Annotated in this window: 19 protein-coding genes; 10 read left to right on the top strand and 9 right to left on the bottom strand. The window is 70.3% G+C overall.

Going from position 1 to position 19,836, the window contains the following annotated elements; genetic code table 11:
- Positions 1-199 precede the first annotated feature (199 nt).
- The 5 genes from AB0M87_RS23630 (at position 200) to AB0M87_RS23610 (ending at position 5,432) form a co-directional block, all read left to right on the top strand.
- Positions 200-1,732, top strand: a complete 1,533-nt coding sequence (locus tag AB0M87_RS23630) for a potassium/proton antiporter (protein WP_365856045.1) — start codon at positions 200-202, stop codon at positions 1,730-1,732.
- Positions 1,733-1,970: 238 nt separating this feature from the next.
- Entirely contained in the window at positions 1,971-3,266 is a 1,296-nt protein-coding gene (locus tag AB0M87_RS23625; protein WP_365856043.1) for an MFS transporter, read from the top strand.
- 66 nt (positions 3,267-3,332) lie between these two features.
- Positions 3,333-3,704, top strand: coding sequence for an FmdB family zinc ribbon protein (locus AB0M87_RS23620; RefSeq protein ID WP_365856041.1), 372 nt, complete (start codon positions 3,333-3,335; stop codon positions 3,702-3,704).
- Positions 3,705-3,783: 79 nt separating this feature from the next.
- Complete coding sequence (locus tag AB0M87_RS23615; protein ID WP_365856039.1) at positions 3,784-4,719, top strand: S-methyl-5'-thioadenosine phosphorylase; 936 nt, start codon at positions 3,784-3,786, stop codon at positions 4,717-4,719.
- A gap of 116 nt (positions 4,720-4,835) precedes the next feature.
- Positions 4,836-5,432, top strand: a complete 597-nt coding sequence (locus AB0M87_RS23610; RefSeq protein ID WP_365856037.1) for an RcpC/CpaB family pilus assembly protein — start codon at positions 4,836-4,838, stop codon at positions 5,430-5,432.
- 9 nt (positions 5,433-5,441) lie between these two features.
- Here AB0M87_RS23610 and AB0M87_RS23605 read toward each other — a convergent pair whose 3' ends face one another.
- Positions 5,442-5,636: a hypothetical protein gene (locus AB0M87_RS23605; RefSeq protein WP_365856035.1), complete on the bottom strand. Its 195-nt coding sequence runs from the start codon at positions 5,634-5,636 to the stop codon at positions 5,442-5,444.
- Between the two features lie 94 nt (positions 5,637-5,730).
- Between AB0M87_RS23605 and AB0M87_RS23600 the strand changes: the two genes are divergently transcribed.
- Positions 5,731-6,756 (top strand): P1 family peptidase, encoded by a 1,026-nt coding sequence (locus AB0M87_RS23600; protein WP_365856033.1) that lies wholly within the window; start codon positions 5,731-5,733, stop codon positions 6,754-6,756.
- A 158-nt stretch (positions 6,757-6,914) separates the two neighbouring features.
- Positions 6,915-7,661 (top strand): DUF6227 family protein, encoded by a 747-nt coding sequence (locus AB0M87_RS23595; protein WP_365856031.1) that lies wholly within the window; start codon positions 6,915-6,917, stop codon positions 7,659-7,661.
- Positions 7,662-7,740: 79 nt separating this feature from the next.
- Here the strand turns inward: AB0M87_RS23595 and AB0M87_RS23590 are convergent, their stop codons facing one another.
- The 4 genes from AB0M87_RS23590 to AB0M87_RS23575 all read right to left on the bottom strand — a co-directional run bounded on the left by AB0M87_RS23590 (position 7,741) and on the right by AB0M87_RS23575 (position 13,130).
- A complete protein-coding gene (locus AB0M87_RS23590; RefSeq protein WP_365856029.1) occupies positions 7,741-9,735 on the bottom strand; it encodes a fructose-specific PTS transporter subunit EIIC in 1,995 nt (664 codons plus the stop codon).
- Positions 9,732-10,688 carry a 1-phosphofructokinase gene (pfkB, locus tag AB0M87_RS23585; RefSeq protein ID WP_365856027.1) on the bottom strand — a complete coding sequence of 319 codons (957 nt, stop codon included), beginning with the start codon at positions 10,686-10,688 and terminating at the stop codon, positions 9,732-9,734. Before pfkB ends, AB0M87_RS23590 begins: the two co-directional genes overlap by 4 nt.
- Positions 10,685-11,446: a DeoR/GlpR family DNA-binding transcription regulator gene (locus AB0M87_RS23580; RefSeq protein ID WP_365856025.1), complete on the bottom strand. Its 762-nt coding sequence runs from the start codon at positions 11,444-11,446 to the stop codon at positions 10,685-10,687. The genes pfkB and AB0M87_RS23580 overlap by 4 nt, the downstream gene beginning before the upstream one ends.
- Positions 11,447-11,618: 172 nt before the next feature.
- On the bottom strand, positions 11,619-13,130 hold the full coding sequence (locus AB0M87_RS23575) for an MFS transporter (protein ID WP_365856023.1): 1,512 nt from the start codon (positions 13,128-13,130) through the stop codon (positions 11,619-11,621).
- Between the two features lie 62 nt (positions 13,131-13,192).
- Between AB0M87_RS23575 and AB0M87_RS23570 the strand changes: the two genes are divergently transcribed.
- Entirely contained in the window at positions 13,193-14,188 is a 996-nt protein-coding gene (locus AB0M87_RS23570; protein ID WP_365856021.1) for a WYL domain-containing protein, read from the top strand.
- 62 nt (positions 14,189-14,250) lie between these two features.
- Here AB0M87_RS23570 and AB0M87_RS23565 read toward each other — a convergent pair whose 3' ends face one another.
- Positions 14,251-15,231, bottom strand: a complete 981-nt coding sequence (locus AB0M87_RS23565; RefSeq protein ID WP_365856019.1) for a sigma-70 family RNA polymerase sigma factor — start codon at positions 15,229-15,231, stop codon at positions 14,251-14,253.
- A gap of 182 nt (positions 15,232-15,413) precedes the next feature.
- Here AB0M87_RS23565 and AB0M87_RS23560 point away from each other — a divergent pair, with 182 nt between their 5' ends.
- A complete protein-coding gene (locus AB0M87_RS23560; RefSeq protein WP_365856017.1) occupies positions 15,414-15,938 on the top strand; it encodes an N-acetyltransferase family protein in 525 nt (174 codons plus the stop codon).
- 29 nt (positions 15,939-15,967) lie between these two features.
- Here the strand turns inward: AB0M87_RS23560 and AB0M87_RS23555 are convergent, their stop codons facing one another.
- Entirely contained in the window at positions 15,968-16,753 is a 786-nt protein-coding gene (locus AB0M87_RS23555) for a class III extradiol ring-cleavage dioxygenase (protein WP_365856015.1), read from the bottom strand.
- Between the two features lie 92 nt (positions 16,754-16,845).
- Here AB0M87_RS23555 and AB0M87_RS23550 point away from each other — a divergent pair, with 92 nt between their 5' ends.
- Positions 16,846-17,370, top strand: a complete 525-nt coding sequence (locus AB0M87_RS23550) for a MarR family transcriptional regulator (RefSeq protein WP_365856013.1) — start codon at positions 16,846-16,848, stop codon at positions 17,368-17,370.
- Between the two features lie 74 nt (positions 17,371-17,444).
- Here AB0M87_RS23550 and AB0M87_RS23545 read toward each other — a convergent pair whose 3' ends face one another.
- Both AB0M87_RS23545 and AB0M87_RS23540 read right to left on the bottom strand, forming a co-directional pair.
- A complete protein-coding gene (locus AB0M87_RS23545) occupies positions 17,445-18,986 on the bottom strand; it encodes a DHA2 family efflux MFS transporter permease subunit (protein ID WP_365856011.1) in 1,542 nt (513 codons plus the stop codon).
- Between the two features lie 110 nt (positions 18,987-19,096).
- Complete coding sequence (locus tag AB0M87_RS23540; RefSeq protein WP_365856009.1) at positions 19,097-19,735, bottom strand: TetR/AcrR family transcriptional regulator; 639 nt, start codon at positions 19,733-19,735, stop codon at positions 19,097-19,099.
- Between the last annotated feature and the right edge of the window lie 101 nt (positions 19,736-19,836).

Below are 19,836 nucleotides of genomic sequence, written 5' to 3'. Positions count from 1 at the left end.
AGGGTGGTCTGTAGTGCCGACTGAGCGCAGGAGCAACCATAGGCGCAGCGGCCGAGCGGGCCGGACGCGGTATGCCTGCAGAGATCGCGCAAGCCGTAGAAGCGTCAAGGAATCGTCAAGGATTAGGTAGGGTAACGAAGTACCCCGCTGCGTACGAGGGAAGGAAGGGCCGCTGACTGTCCACCACCTGAACGAGCTGTTGCTTATCTGTTCGCTCGTCCTGCTGATCGCCGTGGCCGCGGTGCGCATCTCCTCGCGCAGCGGTCTTCCCAGCCTGCTGCTGTATCTCGGCATCGGCATGGTGATAGGGCAGGACGGCATCTTCCACGTCAAGTTCGACAACGTCGAGATGACGCAGGTGATCGGCTACGCCTCCCTCGTGGTGATCCTTGCCGAGGGTGGCCTGGGCACCAAGTGGAAGGAGATCCGGCCGGTACTGCCCATGGCGGTCGTGCTGTCGACGCTCGGCGTCGCGGTGAGCGTCGGGGTCACGGCCACCGGAGCGCACTACCTGGTCGGTCTGGAATGGCGGCAGGCGCTGATCATCGGCGCGGTGGTTTCGTCCACCGATGCCGCGGCCGTCTTCTCGGTGCTGCGCAAGGTGCCACTGCCGAGCCGGATCACCGGTGTGCTCGAGGCCGAGTCCGGCTTCAACGACGCCCCGGTGGTGATCCTGGTGGTGGCGTTCTCCGCGGCGGGCCCGGTGGAGCACTGGTACGTACTGATCGGCGAGATCGCCCTGGAGCTCGCGATTGGAGCATCCATCGGTATCGCGGTGGGCCTGCTCGGCTCGTGGGGGATGCGACGGGTGGCCCTGCCCGCGTCGGGTCTCTACCCGATCGCGGTGATGGCGATCGCCGTGCTGGCCTACGCGGCAGGAGCGATCGCGCACGGCAGTGGCTTCCTGGCGGTCTATCTCGCCGCCATGCTGCTGGGCAATGCCAAGCTGCCGCACTGGCCCGCCACCCGGGGGTTCGCCGAGGGGCTCGGCTGGATCGCGCAGATCGGCATGTTCGTCCTGCTCGGTCTGCTGGTGACCCCGCACGAACTGGCCAACGACTTCTGGCCCGCGGTGATCGTCGGCCTGGTGCTCACCATGGTGGCGCGGCCCGTCTCGGTCCTGCTGAGCCTGGCGCCGTTCCGGCTGCCCTGGCAGGAACAGTCGCTGATGTCCTGGGCCGGGCTGCGCGGCGCCGTGCCCGTCATCCTGGCGACCATCCCGACGGTCTCGGGGGTCCGCAGCAGTGACCGGATCTTCAACATCGTGTTCGTGCTGGTCGTCGTCTACACCCTGGTGCAGGGGCCGACCCTGCCCTGGCTGGCCCGCGTGCTGAAGCTCGGCGACACCGCGGAGAGCGCTTCCGACCTGGGGATCGAGTCGGCGCCGCTGGAGCGGCTGCGCGGCCATCTGCTGTCGGTGGCGATCCCGCCGAAGTCCCGGATGCACGGCGTGGAGGTCGGTGAGCTGCGGCTGCCGGCCGGCGCCGCCGTCACCCTGGTCGTACGGGACGGGAGGAGCTTCGTGCCGGCGCCCGCGACGGTGCTGCGGCGCGGGGACGAACTGCTGGTGGTGGCGACCGACCCGGTACGGGACGCGGCCGAGGCACGGCTGCGGGCCATCGGACAGGGAGGCAAGCTGGCGGGCTGGCTGCACAACACCGGCAGAAACAACCGTGGCACGAACAACAGCGGCGGTACGAACAACAGCGGTACCATGAGCCGGTCGGCTTGACCCGGCCGGCCCGAAGTACCGACATACCGAAGTCTCGAAGTACCGAACCACCTGATTCACCAACTCTGCCTGATGCAGAGCTGGCGCGACCGTATGGCGGTCGTGGCACCCTCCTCAGCGGGGCGGCCCGACATCTACCGCAGTTCCGCGCAAGAGGACAGCTCTCGGCAGCTCCCGTACCCATGGCCTCGCACGCCGTGACCCGGGGAGCGCCACCAGGCGGCAGAAAGGCAAGGCCGTGGTGTCCACGGTCTCCGATCCCCGTCCCGGGTACGGGAAATTGCTGCGTACACCTGGCGCCTGGACGTTCCTGCTGCCCGGCTTCGCCGCGCGGCAGCCGTTCGCGATGCTGACCATCGGCATCGTGCTGCTGGTGCAGCACACCACCGGCTCGTACGGCAGTGCAGGCGTGGTCGCCGCGGTGACCGGCGTCGCGATGGCGCTGTTCGCGCCGCAGAGCGGGCAGCTGGCCGACCGGTTCGGCCAGGGCGCCGTACTGCTTCCCGGGGTCCTCGTCCATACGGCGTCCGTGAGCGCGCTGACAGCGCTCGCGCTGGCGCACGCCCCGCTGTGGGCGCTGTTCGCCGCCGCCGTACCGACCGGGGCGTCCGTCCCGCAGATCGGGCCGATGGTGCGGGCCCGCTGGGCGGCGAAGCTGGACGGCTCACCGCTGATGACGACCGCCGCGGCGTTCGAATCGGTGACGGACGAATTCACCTTCGTCATCGGCCCGGTGCTGGCCACCGCGCTGTGCACCGGGGTGCACCCGGCGGCCGGACTGATCGCCGAGGCCGTCCTCACGCTGGCCGGCGGCCTGGCCTTCGCGGCCCAGCGCCGCACCCAGCCCGCGGTCGGCGGCGGCGCGGCTCAGCACAGGTCCGTCCGGCAGGTGTCCGCGCTGTCGGTGCCCGGGGTGCGGGTGCTGGCCGTGGTCTTCCTCGGGATCGGCACGGTGTTCGGCGGCATGCAGGTATCGCTCACCGCCTTCGCCGAAGAAATCGGCCGGCCCGGCGTGAACGGTCTGCTCTACGGGGTCTTCGCCGCGGGCAACATGCTCTCGGGCATCGCCTGCGGCGCCATCGCCTGGAAGTCCGCGCCCCGGCGCCGGCTGCTCGTCGCGTACCCGGCGCTGGCGCTGACCGCGTCCGGGCTCTGGGCGATGCACACCGTGCCGCTGCTCGCGGGTCTCGGCCTGCTGGTCGGGCTGTGCATCGCGCCCGCGCTGATCACCGGTTACACCCTGGTGGAAACGCTGATCCCGGCCTCCGCGCGGACCGAGGCCTTCACCTGGCTGACCGGTTCGGTGGCGCTGGGGCAGGCCGCGGCGGTCACCGTGGCCGGTCAGCTGGCCGACGGATACGGCGCGAGCACCGGGTTCCTGGTGCCGATGGGCGGGACCGTACTGGCGCTGGTCACCCTGCTGGCGCTCCGGGCGCGGCTGGCTCCGAAAGGGGTGGGCCGGGTGGTGAACGGCAGCGCGGGGACGGCGTCCGAGCGTGTGATCGGTCACCGACCGCCGGTCTCAGTGGACTGATCCAGCGGAATAGGTCACTATAGAACGTCGTTAGCACTCACTGAGTGAGAGTGCCAGGAGGAGCAAGTGCCGACCTATCAATACCAGTGCACCGAGTGCGGCGAGGGCCTCGAGGCGGTGCAGAAGTTCACCGATGACGCCCTGACCGTATGCCCGAGCTGCGAAGGACGCCTGAAGAAGGTGTTCTCAGCGGTCGGCATTGTCTTCAAGGGATCCGGTTTCTACCGGAATGACAGCCGGAGCTCGTCGTCGAGCAGCTCGGCGCCGTCTTCCAAGACTGCCGCGTCCGCTTCGACGGGATCGTCCACGTCGGACTCGTCCGCGTCGTCCTCTTCGGGCTCCGAGTCGAAGTCCGGGGCTGGGAAGTCGTCGACGTCCGCCGCGACGTCGTCCACGTCTTCGTCGAGCTCCTCCGGCAGCAGCAGCTCAGCCGCCTAGTTCAGCTTTGCCGGAACCCTGTCGTCATGGTGGACGACGGGGTTCTTGGCGTGTGCCGCGCCCGGATAGTCTGACCGGTATGGCGAATGTGGCGAATACGGCCGGCGCGGCGGTCGGTACGGCGGCCGAGGCGGCTGAGGTGGCGGCCGATACGGCGGCTGAGACGGGGATCCGCGCCGAGATCGGCGTGATCGGCGGCTCCGGGTTCTACTCCTTCCTGGACGACGTGACCGAGGTCCAGGTGGACACCCCCTACGGGGCGCCGAGCGACTCTCTTTTCCTCGGCGAGATCGAAGGCCGCAGGGTGGCGTTCCTGCCCCGGCACGGGCGTGGTCACCACTTGCCGCCGCACCGCATCAACTACCGGGCCAATCTGTGGGCGCTGCGGTCGGTGGGAGTGACGCAGGTGCTCGGACCGTGCGCGGTGGGCGGGCTGCGGCCGGAGTACGGCCCCGGGACGCTGCTCATCCCCGACCAGCTGGTGGACCGTACGAAGGCCCGGGAGCAGACGTACTACGACGGCCACCCGCTGCCGGACGGCAGTCTGCCGAACGTGGTGCACGTATCGCTGGCCGATCCGTACTGCCCCAACGGCCGCAAGGCAGCCCTCGCGGCCGCGCGAGGCCGCGGGTGGGAACCGGTGGACGGCGGCACCCTGGTGGTCATAGAGGGGCCGCGTTTCTCGACCCGGGCCGAGTCGCGGTGGCATGCCGCGATGGGCTGGTCGGTGGTCGGCATGACCGGGCACCCGGAGGCAGCACTCGCCCGCGAGCTGGGGCTCTGCTACACGTCGATGACGCTGGTGACCGACCTGGACGCCGGCGCGGAGGCCGGTGAGGGCGTCTCCCACGAAGAGGTGCTCGAGGTGTTCGCCGCCAACGTGGACCGGCTGCGGACGGTGCTGTTCGACGCGGTGGCGGGGCTGCCGAAGTCGGAGCGGCCGGAAGCTGAGCTGCAGGGCTGCGTCTGCTCGCATGCGCTGGACGGGCTCGACACGGGTATCGAACTGCCCTGATCCGGTGACTGGTTTGTCCACAACCGCCGAGTAGTCCACAGGCCGCAGCGGGATCCGGCGGAAGCCTGGATGGTGGAGGGCGTTCGACAAGCCCTTCTCACCAGGCGGTGGTTGCCATGATCCCCATGCCCGTACCGGTCGTCTCCGCGCCCGAGCCGCGCGGTGTGCCGTTGTTCGCCCCGCTGCGGGTGCGCGGCGGCAGGCAGCGGCTGCGACGGGCCCTGCGCCGGAGGCACCGCGCGCTGTCGGCGGGGCTGGTGGTCACCGCCGCCGCGCTGGTGGCGTGGGCGCCACCGGATCGCGGGGACCCCGACCCTCCCGCCGCACCACCGGCGCACGCCGCCCGGGCAGCGCCGGGTGCGGCTGACCATCGGCCGGCGGTGCGGGCCGGCGGCCCGGACGCCGGGAAGACCACTGTGGTGTCCGCTCCGGTACGGATCGCCGATGCGGCGACGGTGCGACTGCTCGAGCCAGGAGACCGCGTCGATGTCATCGCGACCGGCGACCCGGACCGGGCACCGAACGCCGGGGGCACCGCGACCGAGGCGCGCGTGGTGGCCACCGGGGTCCGGGTGACCGGTGTACCCGACGCGGGGAGCGCCTCCCCCACCGGCGGCGGAGGAGCGCTGATCGTGCTGGCCGTATCGCGGAGCACGGCCACGGCGCTGGCCGGCGCGGCGGCCCACTCCGATCTGGCGGTGACCCTGTGCTGAACAGCGGCGTCAGATGTGGTGCGGCGGCTTCTCGTCGAGGAAACGGGCCAGATCCGCCTCGCCGTCCCCCGATGCGGGCCGCTCACCCCACCCGCGGTCCGTGTCGTCCGATGACTGCTGGTCGAGCGGATCGTCGAAGACCAACTTCGGTCGGGGCCGTGGCTGCTGGTCGTCGCGCGGTCCGGGGGCGGGGGCGGAACTCATACTGCAAGGATACGGCTCCCGCTCGACCGAGGTGAAGATGAACCCAGCAGGCACTCCGTCGCACCCACCTACACACCCGCCGACGCACCCGCCCATGGACTCGCTGACGGACGTGGCCGGTCTTCAGGTCGGTCACGCCCGGGTGCCGGGTGCCCTGGCGCTGAGTGGCACCACCGTCGTCCTCGCTCCGCGCGGCGGTGCGGTCGCCGCAGTGGACGTGCGCGGCGGTGGCCCGGGCACCCGTGAGACGGATGCCCTGGACCCGCGCAATCTGGTCCAGCGGGTGGACGCCGTCGTCCTCACGGGGGGCAGCGCGTACGGACTGGACTCCGCGTCGGGCGTGATGAGCTGGCTGGAGGAGCAGGGCCGCGGCTTCCAGGTGGGTCCCGACCCTGCGCAGGTCGTTCCGGTCGTGCCCGCGGCGTGCGTCTTCGACCTGGGGCGCGGCGGCGACTGGCGGGCCAGGCCGGATGCGGCGACCGGCCGCGCCGCTGTGCAAGCAGCCGCCGGTACGGAGTCCGGCGCACCGGTCGAGCAGGGCAACGTCGGCGCGGGCACCGGCGCGGTCGCCGGCGGCATGAAGGGCGGCGTCGGGTCGGCGAGCCTCAAACTGCCCTCGGGGATCGTCGTCGGCGCCCTGGCGGTGGTCAATGCGGTGGGGTCACCGGTCGATCCGCTGACGGGCGTGCTCCACGGCGAGTACGGCTGGGGCCGTCCCGCATATCCGTCGCCCGCGACGCACCAGGAGGCGCAACGGAAGCTGGCCGAAGCGCGCGAACACCAAGCGCAACCACCGCTCAACACCACCATCGCCGTGGTGGCCACCGACGCGGAGCTGACCCGGGCCCAGGCGCAGAAGCTGGCCGGTACGGCTCATGACGGACTCGCCCGGGCGGTGCGTCCCGTTCATCTGCTGCATGACGGGGACACCGTCTTCGCCCTGTCGACGGGGACCGCGGCCGTCCCTGACCTGGATGGGCTCAACGGCATTCTGGCCGCGGGCGCCGACGCCCTGAGCCGGGCGGTGGTGCGTGCCGTACGGGCTGCGGAGTCCGTGCACGGGCCCGGCGGCAGCTTCCCCGCGTACCGCGATCTGTACCCGCGATCCGTACCGACCTGACACGGCATCTACTGACTTGCCCCGACAGGTGAGTTGAGGAAGGAGGGCAGGAACTTTCGCTGTATCCCGGACGTTTTCCCGAACGAAGGCCCGTTGTCGGACCCAGGCGCTACGTTGAGTTCCGACCCCATGACTTGTCGCGACGGCCTGGAGAGACCTTGAGCGATCCGCACGAGACGACCGAGGCGTACCTCGCACGACTCCTCGGCCGCGCCCTGAACACCTTCGAGCTGCCCGACTCCTCCGTCGAGCGACTCGGCTCCGCACTCGCCCACAACAGTGCGCTGCACTCCTCGCACCACAGCTCGGGCGCCGGGCTGCACCGCGAGACCTACCGGCACACCTTCCTCCTCGCCGACGGCAGCGACCTGACGCTGTGGGAGCTGGTGTACGAGACCGGCACCGGTGCGGGCCCGCAGCACGAGCTGTATCCGGCCGAGGACGAGGCGCGCCGCGCCGTCACCAGGATCCGCGGCGCGGACGCCGCGGAGATGTTTCCGGACGACGACGCGGACTGCGACTTCGACCTCATCAGCGCCCTGAAGAACGCTCCCGCCGTCGCGTCGGCCCGGACGTACGCCGCCGACCGCTCGGCGGACCACGCCCGTCGACTGCTGCGCCGTGCCGAGAATCCGGATCGGCCCGGTGAGAGCATGGCGCGCCTGTTGCGTTCCGCGTTCGCCCATCAGATCAGTCAGGCCTTCGGCAGCCAGTGCCACTTCGACAGCGGCCGGGCCGCCGGATTCTTCCTCTACGAACACGCCTTTCTGCTGATCGACGGCCAGGAGATCAGCCTCTGGGAGGTCGAGCACACGGCGACGCCGGACGGCCGGCACATGTGCGAGGTGTACGCATCGCAGAGCGACGCCCGTGACGCGATGGAGCTCCGGTCACGGGTGCGCTGAGCCTGTCCCGCCCGGGGGTCGGGCGGGGTGTCGGGCAGGGGTACGGGTCGGGTTGTGGTGTGTCCGTCAGGCTGGGGCGTCAGGCGGCCACCGGCTGCGCCGGCCTCTCCTCGGCCTGGTTGGTGGCGGGTTCGGCCGGCGCCGGCTCGGCGGTCTGCCGCATCCCCTTGAGCAGAACGACCAGTCCGGCCGAGACAGCCGTACCGGCGGCGATGGCGACCAGGTACAGGAACGGGTTGCCGATCAGCGGGATCACGAAGGCGCCACCGTGCGGCGCCCGCAAGGTGCATCCGAAGGCCATGGACAGCGCACCGGTGACCGCGCCGCCCGCCATGGACGCCGGGATCACCCGCAATGGATCGGCCGCGGCGAACGGGATGGCGCCCTCGGTGATGAAGGAGGCGCCCAGCACCCAGGCCGCCTTACCGTTCTCGCGTTCGGTCTTGGTGAAGAGCTGCCCGCGGACGGTCGTCGCCAGCGCCATCGCGAGCGGCGGCACCATACCGGCGGCCATGGTGGCTGCCATGACCTTGAGGCTGCCGTCGGTGGGGTTGGCGAGGCCGCCGACCGCGAAGGCGTAAGCCACCTTGTTGAGCGGGCCGCCCAGGTCGAAGCACATCATCAGGCCGAGGACGACACCGAGGATGACCGCGTTGGCCCCGGAAAGCCCGTTCAGCCAGTCGGTGAGTGCTCGTTGCAGCGAGGCGATGGGCTTGCCGATGACCAGCAGCATCAGGAAGCCGACGACCGCCGAGGAGATCAACGGGATCACCACCACCGGCATGATGCCGCGCAGTACCGGCGGCACCTGTACCCGCTGGATCGCCATCACCACGGCGCCCGCGATGAGACCGGCGACGAGGCCGCCCAGGAAGCCCGCGTTGATGCTGAGCGCGATGGAACCACCGACGAAACCGGGGACCAGGCCGGGCCGGTCCGCCATTCCGTAGGCGATGAAGCCGGCCAGGACCGGCACCAGGAAGGCGAAGGCGATGCCGCCTATCTGGAAGAGCAGCGCGGCCCAGCTGGTGTGGTCGGTCCAGACGAAGTGCTCGGCCACCGAGGGCGCCTTGTCGACGGTGTAGCCGCCGATGGCGAAGCCCAGGGCGATCAGCAGTCCGCCGGCTGCGACGAAGGGCACCATGTAACTGACCCCGGACATGAGCCACTTGCGCAGCTTGGTGCCGTATCCCTCACCGGCTTCGCCCGCCCGGTCGATGGGTGAGGCGGACGAGCCCGCGGTGATCTCACCGCGTTCGGCCTTGTCGCGGGCCTCGGCGATGAGCTCGGCCGGCCGGTTGATGCCGGCCTTGACGCCGACGTCGACGGTCGGCTTCCCGCCGAAGCGCTGCTTCTCCCGGACGGGGACGTCGTGCGCGAAGATCACCGCGTCAGCGGCGGCGATGACGGCGGGGTCCAGACGGTTGAAACCGGCCGAACCCTGGGTCTCGACGACGACTTCCACCCCCGCCTCGCGCCCCGCGTTCTCCAGGGACTCGGCGGCCATGTAGGTGTGCGCGATGCCGGTGGGGCAGGAGGTGACGGCGACGATACGGAAGGCGGCGGTCGGCGCGGCCGGCGCCGGTTCCACCGCTGCCGCATCCGGCGTGGGGGCCGCGGCGACCGTCGCCGGTGCGTCACCCCGTACCAGGGCCGCGGCCGCGGCGGCGTCCACCGCTCCGCGCAGCGCATCGGTGAACTGTGCGTCCATCAGCTTGCGGGCCAGCGCGGACAGGATGGTCAGGTGTGCGTCGTCCGCTCCCGCCGGCGCCGCGATCAGGAAGATCAGGTCCGCCGGCCCGTCGGGGGCGCCGAAGTCGATGCCTTCGGCGCTGCGGCCGAAGGCCAGCGTCGGCTCGCTGACATGGGCGCTGCGGCAGTGCGGAATGCCGATGCCGCCATCCAGGCCGGTCGGCATCTGTGCCTCGCGGGCGGCGACGTCGGCGAGGAAGCCGTCCAGGTCGGTGACCCGGCCGAGGGCCACCATCCGTTCGGCCAGCGAGCGGGCCGCTGCCTCTTTGGTGTCGGCGGTCAGGTCGAGGTCGACCAGGTCCGCGGTGATCATCTCGCTCATCGGGGGCTCCCTTGCTCCACCAGTACGTGGTCAAGCGGGACCTCCGCGGTCACGGTGACCGCAGCCAGGTCCAGATCATGTGGGGTCGGCATCACGCTGCCGGGTAGTTGCACCGCAGCCGCCCCGTGGGCGACCGCCGACCGAAGGGCGTCCGGCCCGGCGTCTCCCCCGGCCGTGAGAAAACCGGCCAGTGAGGCGTCGCCGGCGCCGACGTTGCTGCGTACGGCGGCGACCGGGGCGGACCCGAAGTGTGCGCCCGACTCGGTGACCAGCAACTGGCCGTCCGCACCGAGACTCGCCAGCACCGCGCGCGCCCCCAGGTCCAGCAGTGCGCCCGCCGCCTTGACCGCGTCGCCCACGGTGGCCAGGGGGCGGCCCACGGCCTGGGCGAGTTCGTCGGCGTTGGGCTTGACGACGTCCGGGCGCTCCCGGAGTGCCGCCAGCAGCGACGGCCCCGAGGTGTCCAGCGCGATCCGCTTCCCCGCACTGTGCGCACCGGCCACCAGGTCCGCGTACCACCCCGGCGCGAGGCCCGGCGGAAGGCTGCCGCAGCAGGCGATCCAGTCGGCGTCGGCCGCGTGCGTACGGATGGCGGTGAGCAGCGCCGCGGCTTCGGCGGCGGAGAGTTCGGGGCCGGGTGCGTTGATCTTGGTCAGGGTGCCGTCGGGTTCGGCGACCGAGATGTTGGAGCGGGTGGGTTCGGCGACCCGTACCGGCGCGACCAGGATCCCCTCGGCCACCAGCAGCTCGGCCACCACCGCGCCCGGCGCGCCGCCCAGCGGCAGCACGGCGACCGTACGGTGTCCGGCGGCGGAGACGGCGCGTGAGACGTTGACGCCCTTGCCGCCCGGGTCCATCCGCTCGGCGGTGGCGCGCAGCACCTCACCGCGTTCCAGGACGGGCACCTCGTAGGTGCGGTCCAGGGACGGGTTGGGTGTGACGGTGAGGATCATGCGCGTACGACCTCCGTGCCGGCCGCTTCGATGGCGGCGGCGTCCTCGGGGCTGAGCCCGGTGTCGGTGATGAGCAGATCGACACCGCTGAGGGCGCCGAACCGGGCGAAGTGCTCCTGGCCGTACTTGGCCGAGTCGGCGAGCAGGACGACGCGGCGGGCGGCCGCGGCCACGGCCTGCTTGACGGCGGCCTCGGCGAGATCGGGGGTGGTCAGTCCGGAACCGGGCGAGAACCCGTTCGCGCCGATGAAGGCGACATCGGCGCGGATCTCGCCGTACGCCCGCAGCGCCCAGGCGTCGACGGCGGCGCGGGTACGGTGGCGGACCCGGCCGCCGACCAGGTGGAGGTCGATACCCGGGTGGTCGGCGAGGCGCGCGGCGACGGGCAGCGCGTGGGTGACGACGGTCAGCCCGCAGTCGAGCGGCACCACGTTCGCGAGCCGGGCCACGGTGGAGCCGGCGTCGAGGATGACGCTGCCCTCGGCGGGGAGTTCGGCGACGGCCGCCAGCGCGATCCGGTCCTTCTCACCCGCGGCGGTCGACTCGCGCTCCGCGAGATCCGGCTCGAAGTCGAGCCGCCCCGCCGGGATGGCCCCGCCGTGCACCCGCCGCAACAGGCCGGCCCGGTCGAGGGCCTTCAGGTCGCGGCGAACGGTCTCCGCGGTGACCTGGAACTCGTCGGCGAGCGAGAGGACGTCCACGCGCCCGCTGTCGCGGGCAAGGCGGATAATCTCTTGCTGACGTTCCGGTGCGTACATGTGGGTTTACGTCCGTTCGATGCCCGAACCTGTGATTTCGCCGTCAGGTTACGAGGCCGGGTCCGGAAAGTAAACACACCCGGGCACATCTGGGCACGATCGGGCCCGCCACAGGGGCTGGAACGCGAGGTGGGGCCGGAGCAAAGCCGCCCCACCTCGCGCAGCCGCCGCCTCAGGACACCGGCACCCGCTCCGCCGCTCGCTCCTCCGCCACCGCGGCCGGCGGAACCACGGTGACCCCCGCCCCGCCCCGCTTCGGCAGAGCGAACATCACCAGGAAGATGACGCCGAGAACCGCGGCGACCCACCACAGCGAGTCCATGAACGCATGGGCGAAGGCGTCGCCCACCTCCGTCGGCGCCAAGCGGTCGCTGATCGAGCCGAAGAAGACCACCGACACCAGACCGAGCCCCAGCGCGTTCCCCATCTGCTGGACTGTGTTGATCAAGCCGGACGCCGAGCCGGCGTGCTCCTTCGGCACGTCGGAGAGGACCGCGTCGGTCAGCGGAGCGACGATCAGGCCCATACCGACGCCCATGACGACCAGCGGCAGCGCCATCTGCCAGGGTGCGATACCCGTGCCGTAACGGTCCGCCTCCCAGATGTAGATCAGCAGACCGGCCACCATCGTCAGCGCGCCCGCCTGCAGCACCTTCCGGCCGAATCGGGGCACCAGCTTCTGTACGGACATGCCCGCCGCGGCCGACACCGCGATGGAGAACGGAATGCCGGTGGTCCCCGCCTTCAGTGGGCTCCAGCCGAGGCCGATCTGCATGTACAGCGTCCAGACCAGGAAGAATATGCCGAGCGCCACCCCGAAGGTGGTCTGCACGGCGATACCGGCCGCGAAGCTCTTGACCTTGAACAGCGAGAGCTCCACCAGGGGGGAGCCGTCCCTGCGGGCTTTGCGCTTCTCGTACGCCACCAGTGCGGCGAAGACGACCGCACTGCCTGCCATCGAGAGATACCCCCACAGCGGCCAGCCCAGCTCGCGGCCCCGGGTGAGCGGGTAGAGCAGCATCAGCAGACCGATGATGACCAGTACGACGCCGACCAGGTCGAGCCTGAGCGCCCTCGGGGCCTTGGATTCGCCGATAAACCTGATGCCGAGGATCAGACCTGCGATGCCCACCGGCAGATTGATCAGGAAGATCGGCCGCCATTCCAGGCCCGCGATGTTCCACTCGGTGAGCAGTGCGCCGAGCAGCGGGCCGGTCACCGCACCCAGCCCGACGACCGCGCCGAACAGGCCGAAGACCTTGCCGCGCTCCTCCGCCGGGAACGTCGCGTGCACGATCGACAGCACCTGCGGCACCATCATCGCGGCCATGCCGCCCTGCAGGACGCGGGAGGCGACCAGCATCTCCGGATTGGCGGCGAAGCCGCAGAGCGCGGATGCCAGGGTGAATCCGGAGATGCCGATGAGGAAGAGCCTCTTGCGGCCGTGGATGTCGCCGAGCCGGCCGCCGGTGATCAGTCCGGCGGCGAACGCCAGCGCGTAACCCGCGGTGATCCACTGGATCTGGCTGAAGGTGGCGCCGGTGTCGTCCTGGATGGACGGGATCGCGATGTTCACGATCGTCACGTCGACCAGGTCCATGAATGCTGCCGTCATGACGATGGCGAGCGCGAACCACCGGCGGCGGTCCGACTGCAGCACGGTCTGCTGGGGTGTGGAAGTCATGGCCTCAAGCTAAACGGGATATAGGACAGATCATGTCCCAATGGTCCGGCATCCTGAATCGCATGACGGACACTCCGGCACGGCTGCTGCAATTGCTTTCGCTGCTCCAGACTCCGCGGGAATGGCCCGGGGGTGAGCTCGCCGACCGCCTGGCGGTCAGCCGCCGCACCATCCGGCGCGATATCGACCGGCTGCGCGATCTCGGCTATCCGGTGCAGGCCACCATGGGCTCGGACGGCGGCTATCGCCTGGTCGCGGGCAAGGCCATGCCCCCGCTGGTCCTCGACGACGAGGAGGCGGTGGCCATCGCGGTCGGGCTGCGCGCCGGAGCCGGGCACGCGGTGGAGGGCATCGAGGAGGCATCGGTCCGGGCGCTGGCCAAGCTGGAGCAGGTGCTGCCGTCCCGGCTCCGCCACCGCGTGGCCACTCTCCAGGCCGCCACCATCCCGCTGACCAGCGGCGACGGCGCGACCATCGACCCGGACACGCTGACCGTGATCGCCGGTGCGGCCATCGGTCCCGAGCGGTTGCGGTTCAGCTATCGGGCGGGGGACGGCCGGCAGACGAAGCGGCTGGTGGAGCCGTACCGGCTGGTCTCCACCGGGCGGCGCTGGTATCTGGTCGCTTACGACATCGACCGCGAGGACTGGCGCACGTTCCGGGTCGACCGGGTCAGCGAGCCGTTCGCGACCGGAGCGCGGTTCGTCCCGCGTGAGCTGCCCACCGGTGACGCGGCCGAGTTCGTCATCCGGTCCATGTCGCGCCGACAGCCTTCGGTCGACTTCGACGTCACCTTCGAGGCCCCCGCCGAGTTCGTGGCGGCCCGGCTGCCGGGCTCACTGCCGGCGCCTCAGCCGCTGGGCGATCGCCGCTGCAGGCTGCGCGCTTCAGCAACCGATTCGGTGGAGTGGCTGGGTCTGCGGATAGCCCTGGTGGACGCCGAGTTCACGGTCCATCAGCCACCGGAGCTGGTCGATTACCTGTCCGGCCTGGGCTCCCGGCTGACCCGGGCGGCAACACAACGACCCACCGGAAGGAGCACGGAAGGAGCCCCCTGACACGGGGGGGGTTGTGTCAAGGGGCTCCGGTACGGGGGCGGCGCGGTTGTTGGGGGGCGGTGTCACGCCGCCGCGTCGAAGCCGGTGTCGCGCGCCATCTTCTTCAGTTCGAGCAGCGCGTGCTTCTCGATCTGGCGGATCCGCTCGCGGGTCAGGCCGTGCTCCTTGCCGACCTCGGTCAGCGTGCGCTCCCGGCCGTCCTCGATGCCGAACCGCATCTTGATGATGGAAGCCGTGCGGTTGTCGAGCTTGCCGATGAGGTCGTCGAGCTCCTCACTGCGCAGCAGGGTCATCACGGACTGCTCGGGCGACACCGCCGAGGTGTCCTCCAGGAGGTCACCGAACTGCGTCTCGCCCTGGTCGTCCACCGGCATGTTGAGACTGACCGGATCACGGGCCCAGTCCAGCACGTCGCTCACCCGCTCCGGCTTGGCACCCAACTCGGCGGCGATCTCGGCATGCTCCGGGTCCCGGCCGTGCTCGCGGTTGAACTCCCGCTGCACCCGGCGGATACGGCCCAGTTCCTCCACCAGGTGGACGGGCAGCCGGATGGTGCGCGACTGGTCCGCTATCGAGCGGGTGATGGCCTGACGGATCCACCAGGTCGCATAGGTGGAGAACTTGAAGCCCTTGGCGTAGTCGAACTTCTCGACTGCGCGCACCAGGCCCGCGTTCCCCTCCTGGATCAGGTCGAGCAGCGGCAGTCCGGCTCGCGGGTAGCGGCGGGCCACCGCGACCACCAGTCGGAGGTTGGAACGGATGAAGATGTCCTTGGCGCGCTCGCTGGCAGCGACCAGCGCCTCGAGTTCCTCACGCGAGGCACCGGCGGCCTCGCTCTGCACGGAACCGTCGAGGATCTGCTGGGCGTACACCCCGGCCTCGATGGTCTGGGACAGCTCGACCTCCTTGGCGGCGTCGAGCAGCGGCGTACGAGCGATTTCGTCGAGGTACATGCCGACCAGGTCGCGGTCGGCGATCTCGCCGCCTCCGGCGCGAACGCTGCTTGCCCGGTCGGAACGACGGGCGACGGCACGGGTTGCCATGCGTGCTCCCTAACGTGGGTAACGTGATGAGGTCGGAAATCAGGGCCTCATGTGGTGCGGAACACCCTCTCGGGTGCCCTGCATCTGATGGAAACAACGACTGGAATCCGGACAGAATTCCCATGACACGCCTTCATTTTCGTGATCATGCAGTACCCTGTCCGGCCACCGAGGGAGAGCGAATGTCAGTGGGACGCGCAGAAGTGCAGGTCAGGCCCGGCAACGAGGGCGACCTGGTCGCCCTCACCGACCTTTACAACCACTACATCCGTGAGACCGCCATCACATTCGACACCGAGATCTTCACCCCGGAACAACGTCGGCCATGGCTGCTCTCCCACCGTGAAGACGGCGCACACCGTCTCCTGGTTGCTCAGGACGTTCCGTCTGCCCGCATTCTGGGGTACGCAACCAGCAGCGGCTTCCGGCCGAAGGCCGCGTACTCCACCTCGGTCGAGGCGACCGTCTACTGCGCACCGGAGGCAGCGGGGCAAGGCATAGGCACGCTGCTCTACAAGTCGCTCTTCGAGGAACTGCAGAACGAGGACGTGCACCGTGCGTACGCCGGCGTCACCCTGCCCAACGAGGCGTCGGTCCGGCTGCACACCCGCTTCGGCTTCACGCCGGTCGGCACCTACCGCGAGGTGGGGCGGAAATTCGGCCGATACCACGACGTCGCCTGGTTCGAGAAGGAACTCGAGCACTGACCGATCGGCGGCCCCGGGGGGACTGTCCCTCAGCCGAACTGCAGCGACCGCTTCGCGAGCCCCATCCAGAAACCGTCGATCACATCGCGCCGATCCTCGTCCCCGTCCCCGGACGCCCCGAGCGTCACGAACAGCGGGGCGAAGTGCTCGGTGCGGGGGTGCGCCAGACGTCCGGCGGGGGACTTGTTCTCGAAGTCCAGCAGTGCGTCGATGTCCCGTGCCCGCAGCGCCTCCCGCCCCCAGGCGTCGAACTCCGCCGACCAGCCGGGCACTCCCCCACCGCCGTGCCGCAGCGCCGCCAGGTTGTGCGTGAAGAAACCGCTGCCGACGATCAGCACTCCCTCGTCGCGCAGCGGCGCGAGCTTGCGCCCGATCTCCATGAGCTTGCGGGGGTCGAGTGTGGGCATGGAGATCTGGAGGACCGGGATGTCGGCCTCCGGGTACATCTCCACCAGCGGTACGTACGCTCCGTGGTCGAGGCCCCGGTCCGGCACGTCCTGCACCGGCATCCCGGCGCCACGCAGCAACTTCCGTACGCTTTCGGCCAGTCGGGGCGCGCCCGGCGCCTCGTAGCGGACCTCGTAGTAGTGCGCCGGAAAGCCCCGGAAGTCGTACGTCAGCGGCGCGGTCGCGGTCGCACCGAGCGCGAGCGGGGCCTCCTCCCAGTGCGCGGAGACCATCAGGATCGCCCGGGGCCGCGGCAGGGTCGCCGACCAGGCCGCGAGCTGACCCGGCCAGAGCGGGTCGTCGGCGAGCGGCGGTGCGCCGTGCGAGAGGTAGAGGGCCGGCATGCGCTCCGGGACGATGGCGGTCATGGTGACAACTCCGGCACTTGAAGTATCAAGCTTTCGGTTCGACCTTAGACCCATCTAGTTTAAAGTTCAAGAAAGGCCGTACAGTGGAAGGCATGACCACGGCAGCCCTGCCCGATTCGTCGGCACAGCCCGACCCGCCCCGCTGGCTCACCGACGATGAGCAGGGCGCCTGGCGCGCCTATCTCCAAGCGACCACGCTCCTGGAGGACCATCTCGACCGCCAGTTGCAGCGCGACGCCGGTATGCCGCACGTCTATTACGGACTGCTGGTGCAGCTCTCCCAGGCGCCCGAGCGGCGGCTGCGGATGACGGAACTCGCCATGCACGCCAAGATCACCCGGTCCCGGCTCTCGCACGCGATCGCCCGGCTGGAGCGGAACGGCTGGGTGCGCCGCGAGAACTGCCCTTCGGACAAGCGCGGGCAGAACGCCGTACTGACGCCGGAAGGTATGCAAGTGCTGGAGCGGACCGCGCCCGGACATGTCGCCGCGGTACGCCAGGCGCTGTTCGACCGGCTCTCCCCCGAGCAGACCGAGCAGCTCACCGAGATCATGCGGCTGATCGCCCAGGGCCTGCAGCCCGAGGGCGCGAACGCGGATCTGCCCTGGCTCCGCTGATCGTGCTGCGGAGCCAGGGCAGATCGTGAGGGTCGGTACCCGACCGCCGGTGCGCGACGGTCAGTGCGCGCCGGTCAGTGCGCGACGACCGGGATCTGGATCTCGTCCTCGATCCCCTCGCTGTCGCCCGAGGCCGAGCCGGAGCTGTCGCCCGAGCCCGTCATGGTCATCGAGGGACGGCCGGCGTTGATGAACGTCAGGGCGATCGCGGAGGCGACCGCCAGGATGCCCACCGCGACCCAGATGGCGTTGGTGTAGCCGTGCACCAGCGCCTGGGCCTGGAGCAGCTTCGGGTTGGCACCCGCCGCCGCGTGACCCGCGAGGTACGCGGTGGTGGCGGAGGCGGCGATGGTGTTCAGCAGCGCCGTACCGATCGCGCCGCCCACCTGCTGCGAGGTGTTGACCATCGCGGAGGCGACACCGGCGTCACGCGGAGCGATGCCGTAGGTGGCCAGTGACATGGCGGGCATGAACGCCGTACCCATGCCGAGGCCGAGCAGCACCATGCCGGGCAGGATCCCGCCGACGTAGGAGGAGTCCACCTGCAGCTGCGTCAGCAGCAGCAGGCCCACGGCTGCGACCGCGAAGCCGGGGCCCATCAGCAGCCGGGCCGGCACTCGGGTCATCAGCCGGGCACCGATCTGGGTGGAGCCGGTGATCATGGCCGCGACCATCGGCAGGAAGGCGAAGCCGGTCTTGACGGCGGAGTACCCCTGGACGACCTGCAGGTAGTAGGTCAGGAAGAGGAACAGCCCGAACATCCCGATGACGGCGAGACCCAGCGACAGGTAGATGCCACCACGGCTGCGGTCGGTGACCACCCGCATCGGCAGCAGCGGGGCCTTGACCTTCGACTCGACCAGGGCGAACGCCGCGAGCAGTACCACGGACGCGACGAACAGACCGATGGTGACCGGGTCGGACCAGCCGTTGGTCTCGGCGCGGGTGAAGCCGTAGACCAGCGAGGCCAGGCCCAGCGAGGAGAGAACGACACCGGGGATGTCCAGCGGCGAGCGGTTGCGGCCACCGGCCGGCTCCCGGATCACGAAGTAGGCGCCCAGTGCGGCGACGATCGCGAAGGGGATGTTGACGAAGAACGTCCAGCGCCAGTTCAGGTACTCGGTGAGGAACCCACCGAGCAGCAGGCCAACGGCGCCGCCACCACCGGCGATCGCACCGAAGATGCCGAAGGCCTTGGCGCGCTCCTTGGCGTCGGTGAAGGTCACCGCGAGCAGGGAGAGTGCGGCCGGCGCGAGCAGGGCGCCGAAGACGCCCTGTGCGGCGCGCGAGCTGAGCAGCATCGCCTGGTTGGCGGCGGCACCGCCGACCGCGGACGCGGCCGCGAAACCGAGGAGTCCGACGACGAAGGTGCGCTTACGGCCCAACAGGTCGCCGAGCCGGCCACCGAACAACAGCAGCCCGCCGAAGGCGAGGGCGTAGGCCGTGATGACCCACTGCTTGTTGGCGTCCGATATGCCCAGGTCGGCCTGGGCGTGCGGCAGAGCGATGTTCACGATCGTCGCGTCGAGCACGACCATCAGCTGGGCCAGCGCGATGAAGACCAGCGCTCTCCAGCGATTCGGATCAGGGAGTGATATGTCGGCAGTTTTCGACATGGCGGGAGCCACCTAAGGGCTTGGAGCGAAAAAGGACGAAAGACGGTGGGCGAAACGGTGGGACGAAAGACGGTGGGTCGGCGACCGGTTACGACGGGTTCACGGCCGACTCATGAGGTGCGCCGCAGCTCTTCGAAGGTCACCGGTGACCCCGGAAGCGGGCTCCGCGCCGGGGCCTGAAGCCCGTCGAGGAACAGCTGCAGATGACGGTGGACAAAGCGGTCGAGGCCGAGACAGGACGTGCCTGGCAAGGGCCGGGTGAGCTGGAACAGCGCTACGAAGAGGTCTCCGACGGCAATGTCGGAGCGCAGCTGCCCCTCCTGGCGCGCACGGTCCATGAGGCCGACGACGGACCTCTCGAGCCGGTCGCGCTCCGCCAGGATCTCCGGGTCGTCGCGGTCGAAGTCGTCGGAGCGCATCGGGCACAGGGCGCCGATCTTCTCGTCGGCCGCGGCGTGCACGAAGCGGCGAAGAGCCGTGAACCCGTCGGGCTCCTCGGCGGCGGCCGCCTCCACCTGGTCCGCTACATGGGCCATGACGGAGAGGACCACCTGCCGGAAGAGGCCGACACGGTCGGGGAAGTGACGGTAGAGCGTGGCATTGCCGACGCCGGCCCGGCGCGCGATGTCGTCGAGGGGCACGTCGGGCCCCTGCTCGACGAACATCTCACGCGCGGCCGAGACGATCCGCTCCCGATTGCGCAGGGCGTCGGCCCTGGGGCGCTGCCGGGCGGCGGTGGCGGTGTCCACGGTAGCCATCCTTCCCTCGGTGGTCAGTGAGCTTCGGTCAGTGAGCTTCGGTAAGTGAGTTGCGCGCAACCGGGGGAAGTTTCCCCGGTTCGCTGTATCCA

The organism is Streptomyces sp. NPDC051320 (assembly GCF_040682175.1).
GTDB lineage: Bacteria > Actinomycetota > Actinomycetes > Streptomycetales > Streptomycetaceae > Streptomyces.
Note: the sequence above shows the minus strand (reverse complement) of the source record. Positions and strands in the feature narration are given on the sequence as shown.

Excerpts from the sequence above, each read along its gene's own strand:
- AB0M87_RS23615 (WP_365856039.1), top strand. The coding sequence starts at position 3,784 with ATGGCGAATGTGGCGAATACGGCCGGCGCGGCGGTCGGTACGGCGGCC.
- AB0M87_RS23610 (WP_365856037.1), top strand. The coding sequence starts at position 4,836 with ATGATCCCCATGCCCGTACCGGTCGTCTCCGCGCCCGAGCCGCGCGGT.
- AB0M87_RS23605 (WP_365856035.1), bottom strand. The coding sequence starts at position 5,636 with ATGAGTTCCGCCCCCGCCCCCGGACCGCGCGACGACCAGCAGCCACGG.
- AB0M87_RS23600 (WP_365856033.1), top strand. The coding sequence starts at position 5,731 with ATGGACTCGCTGACGGACGTGGCCGGTCTTCAGGTCGGTCACGCCCGG.
- AB0M87_RS23590 (WP_365856029.1), bottom strand. The coding sequence starts at position 9,735 with ATGAGCGAGATGATCACCGCGGACCTGGTCGACCTCGACCTGACCGCC.
- pfkB (WP_365856027.1), bottom strand. The coding sequence starts at position 10,688 with ATGATCCTCACCGTCACACCCAACCCGTCCCTGGACCGCACCTACGAG.
- AB0M87_RS23580 (WP_365856025.1), bottom strand. The coding sequence starts at position 11,446 with ATGTACGCACCGGAACGTCAGCAAGAGATTATCCGCCTTGCCCGCGAC.
- AB0M87_RS23575 (WP_365856023.1), bottom strand. The coding sequence starts at position 13,130 with ATGACTTCCACACCCCAGCAGACCGTGCTGCAGTCGGACCGCCGCCGG.
- AB0M87_RS23570 (WP_365856021.1), top strand. The coding sequence starts at position 13,193 with ATGACGGACACTCCGGCACGGCTGCTGCAATTGCTTTCGCTGCTCCAG.
- AB0M87_RS23565 (WP_365856019.1), bottom strand. The coding sequence starts at position 15,231 with ATGGCAACCCGTGCCGTCGCCCGTCGTTCCGACCGGGCAAGCAGCGTT.
- AB0M87_RS23560 (WP_365856017.1), top strand. The coding sequence starts at position 15,414 with ATGTCAGTGGGACGCGCAGAAGTGCAGGTCAGGCCCGGCAACGAGGGC.
- AB0M87_RS23555 (WP_365856015.1), bottom strand. The coding sequence starts at position 16,753 with ATGACCGCCATCGTCCCGGAGCGCATGCCGGCCCTCTACCTCTCGCAC.
- AB0M87_RS23550 (WP_365856013.1), top strand. The coding sequence starts at position 16,846 with ATGACCACGGCAGCCCTGCCCGATTCGTCGGCACAGCCCGACCCGCCC.
- AB0M87_RS23545 (WP_365856011.1), bottom strand. The coding sequence starts at position 18,986 with ATGTCGAAAACTGCCGACATATCACTCCCTGATCCGAATCGCTGGAGA.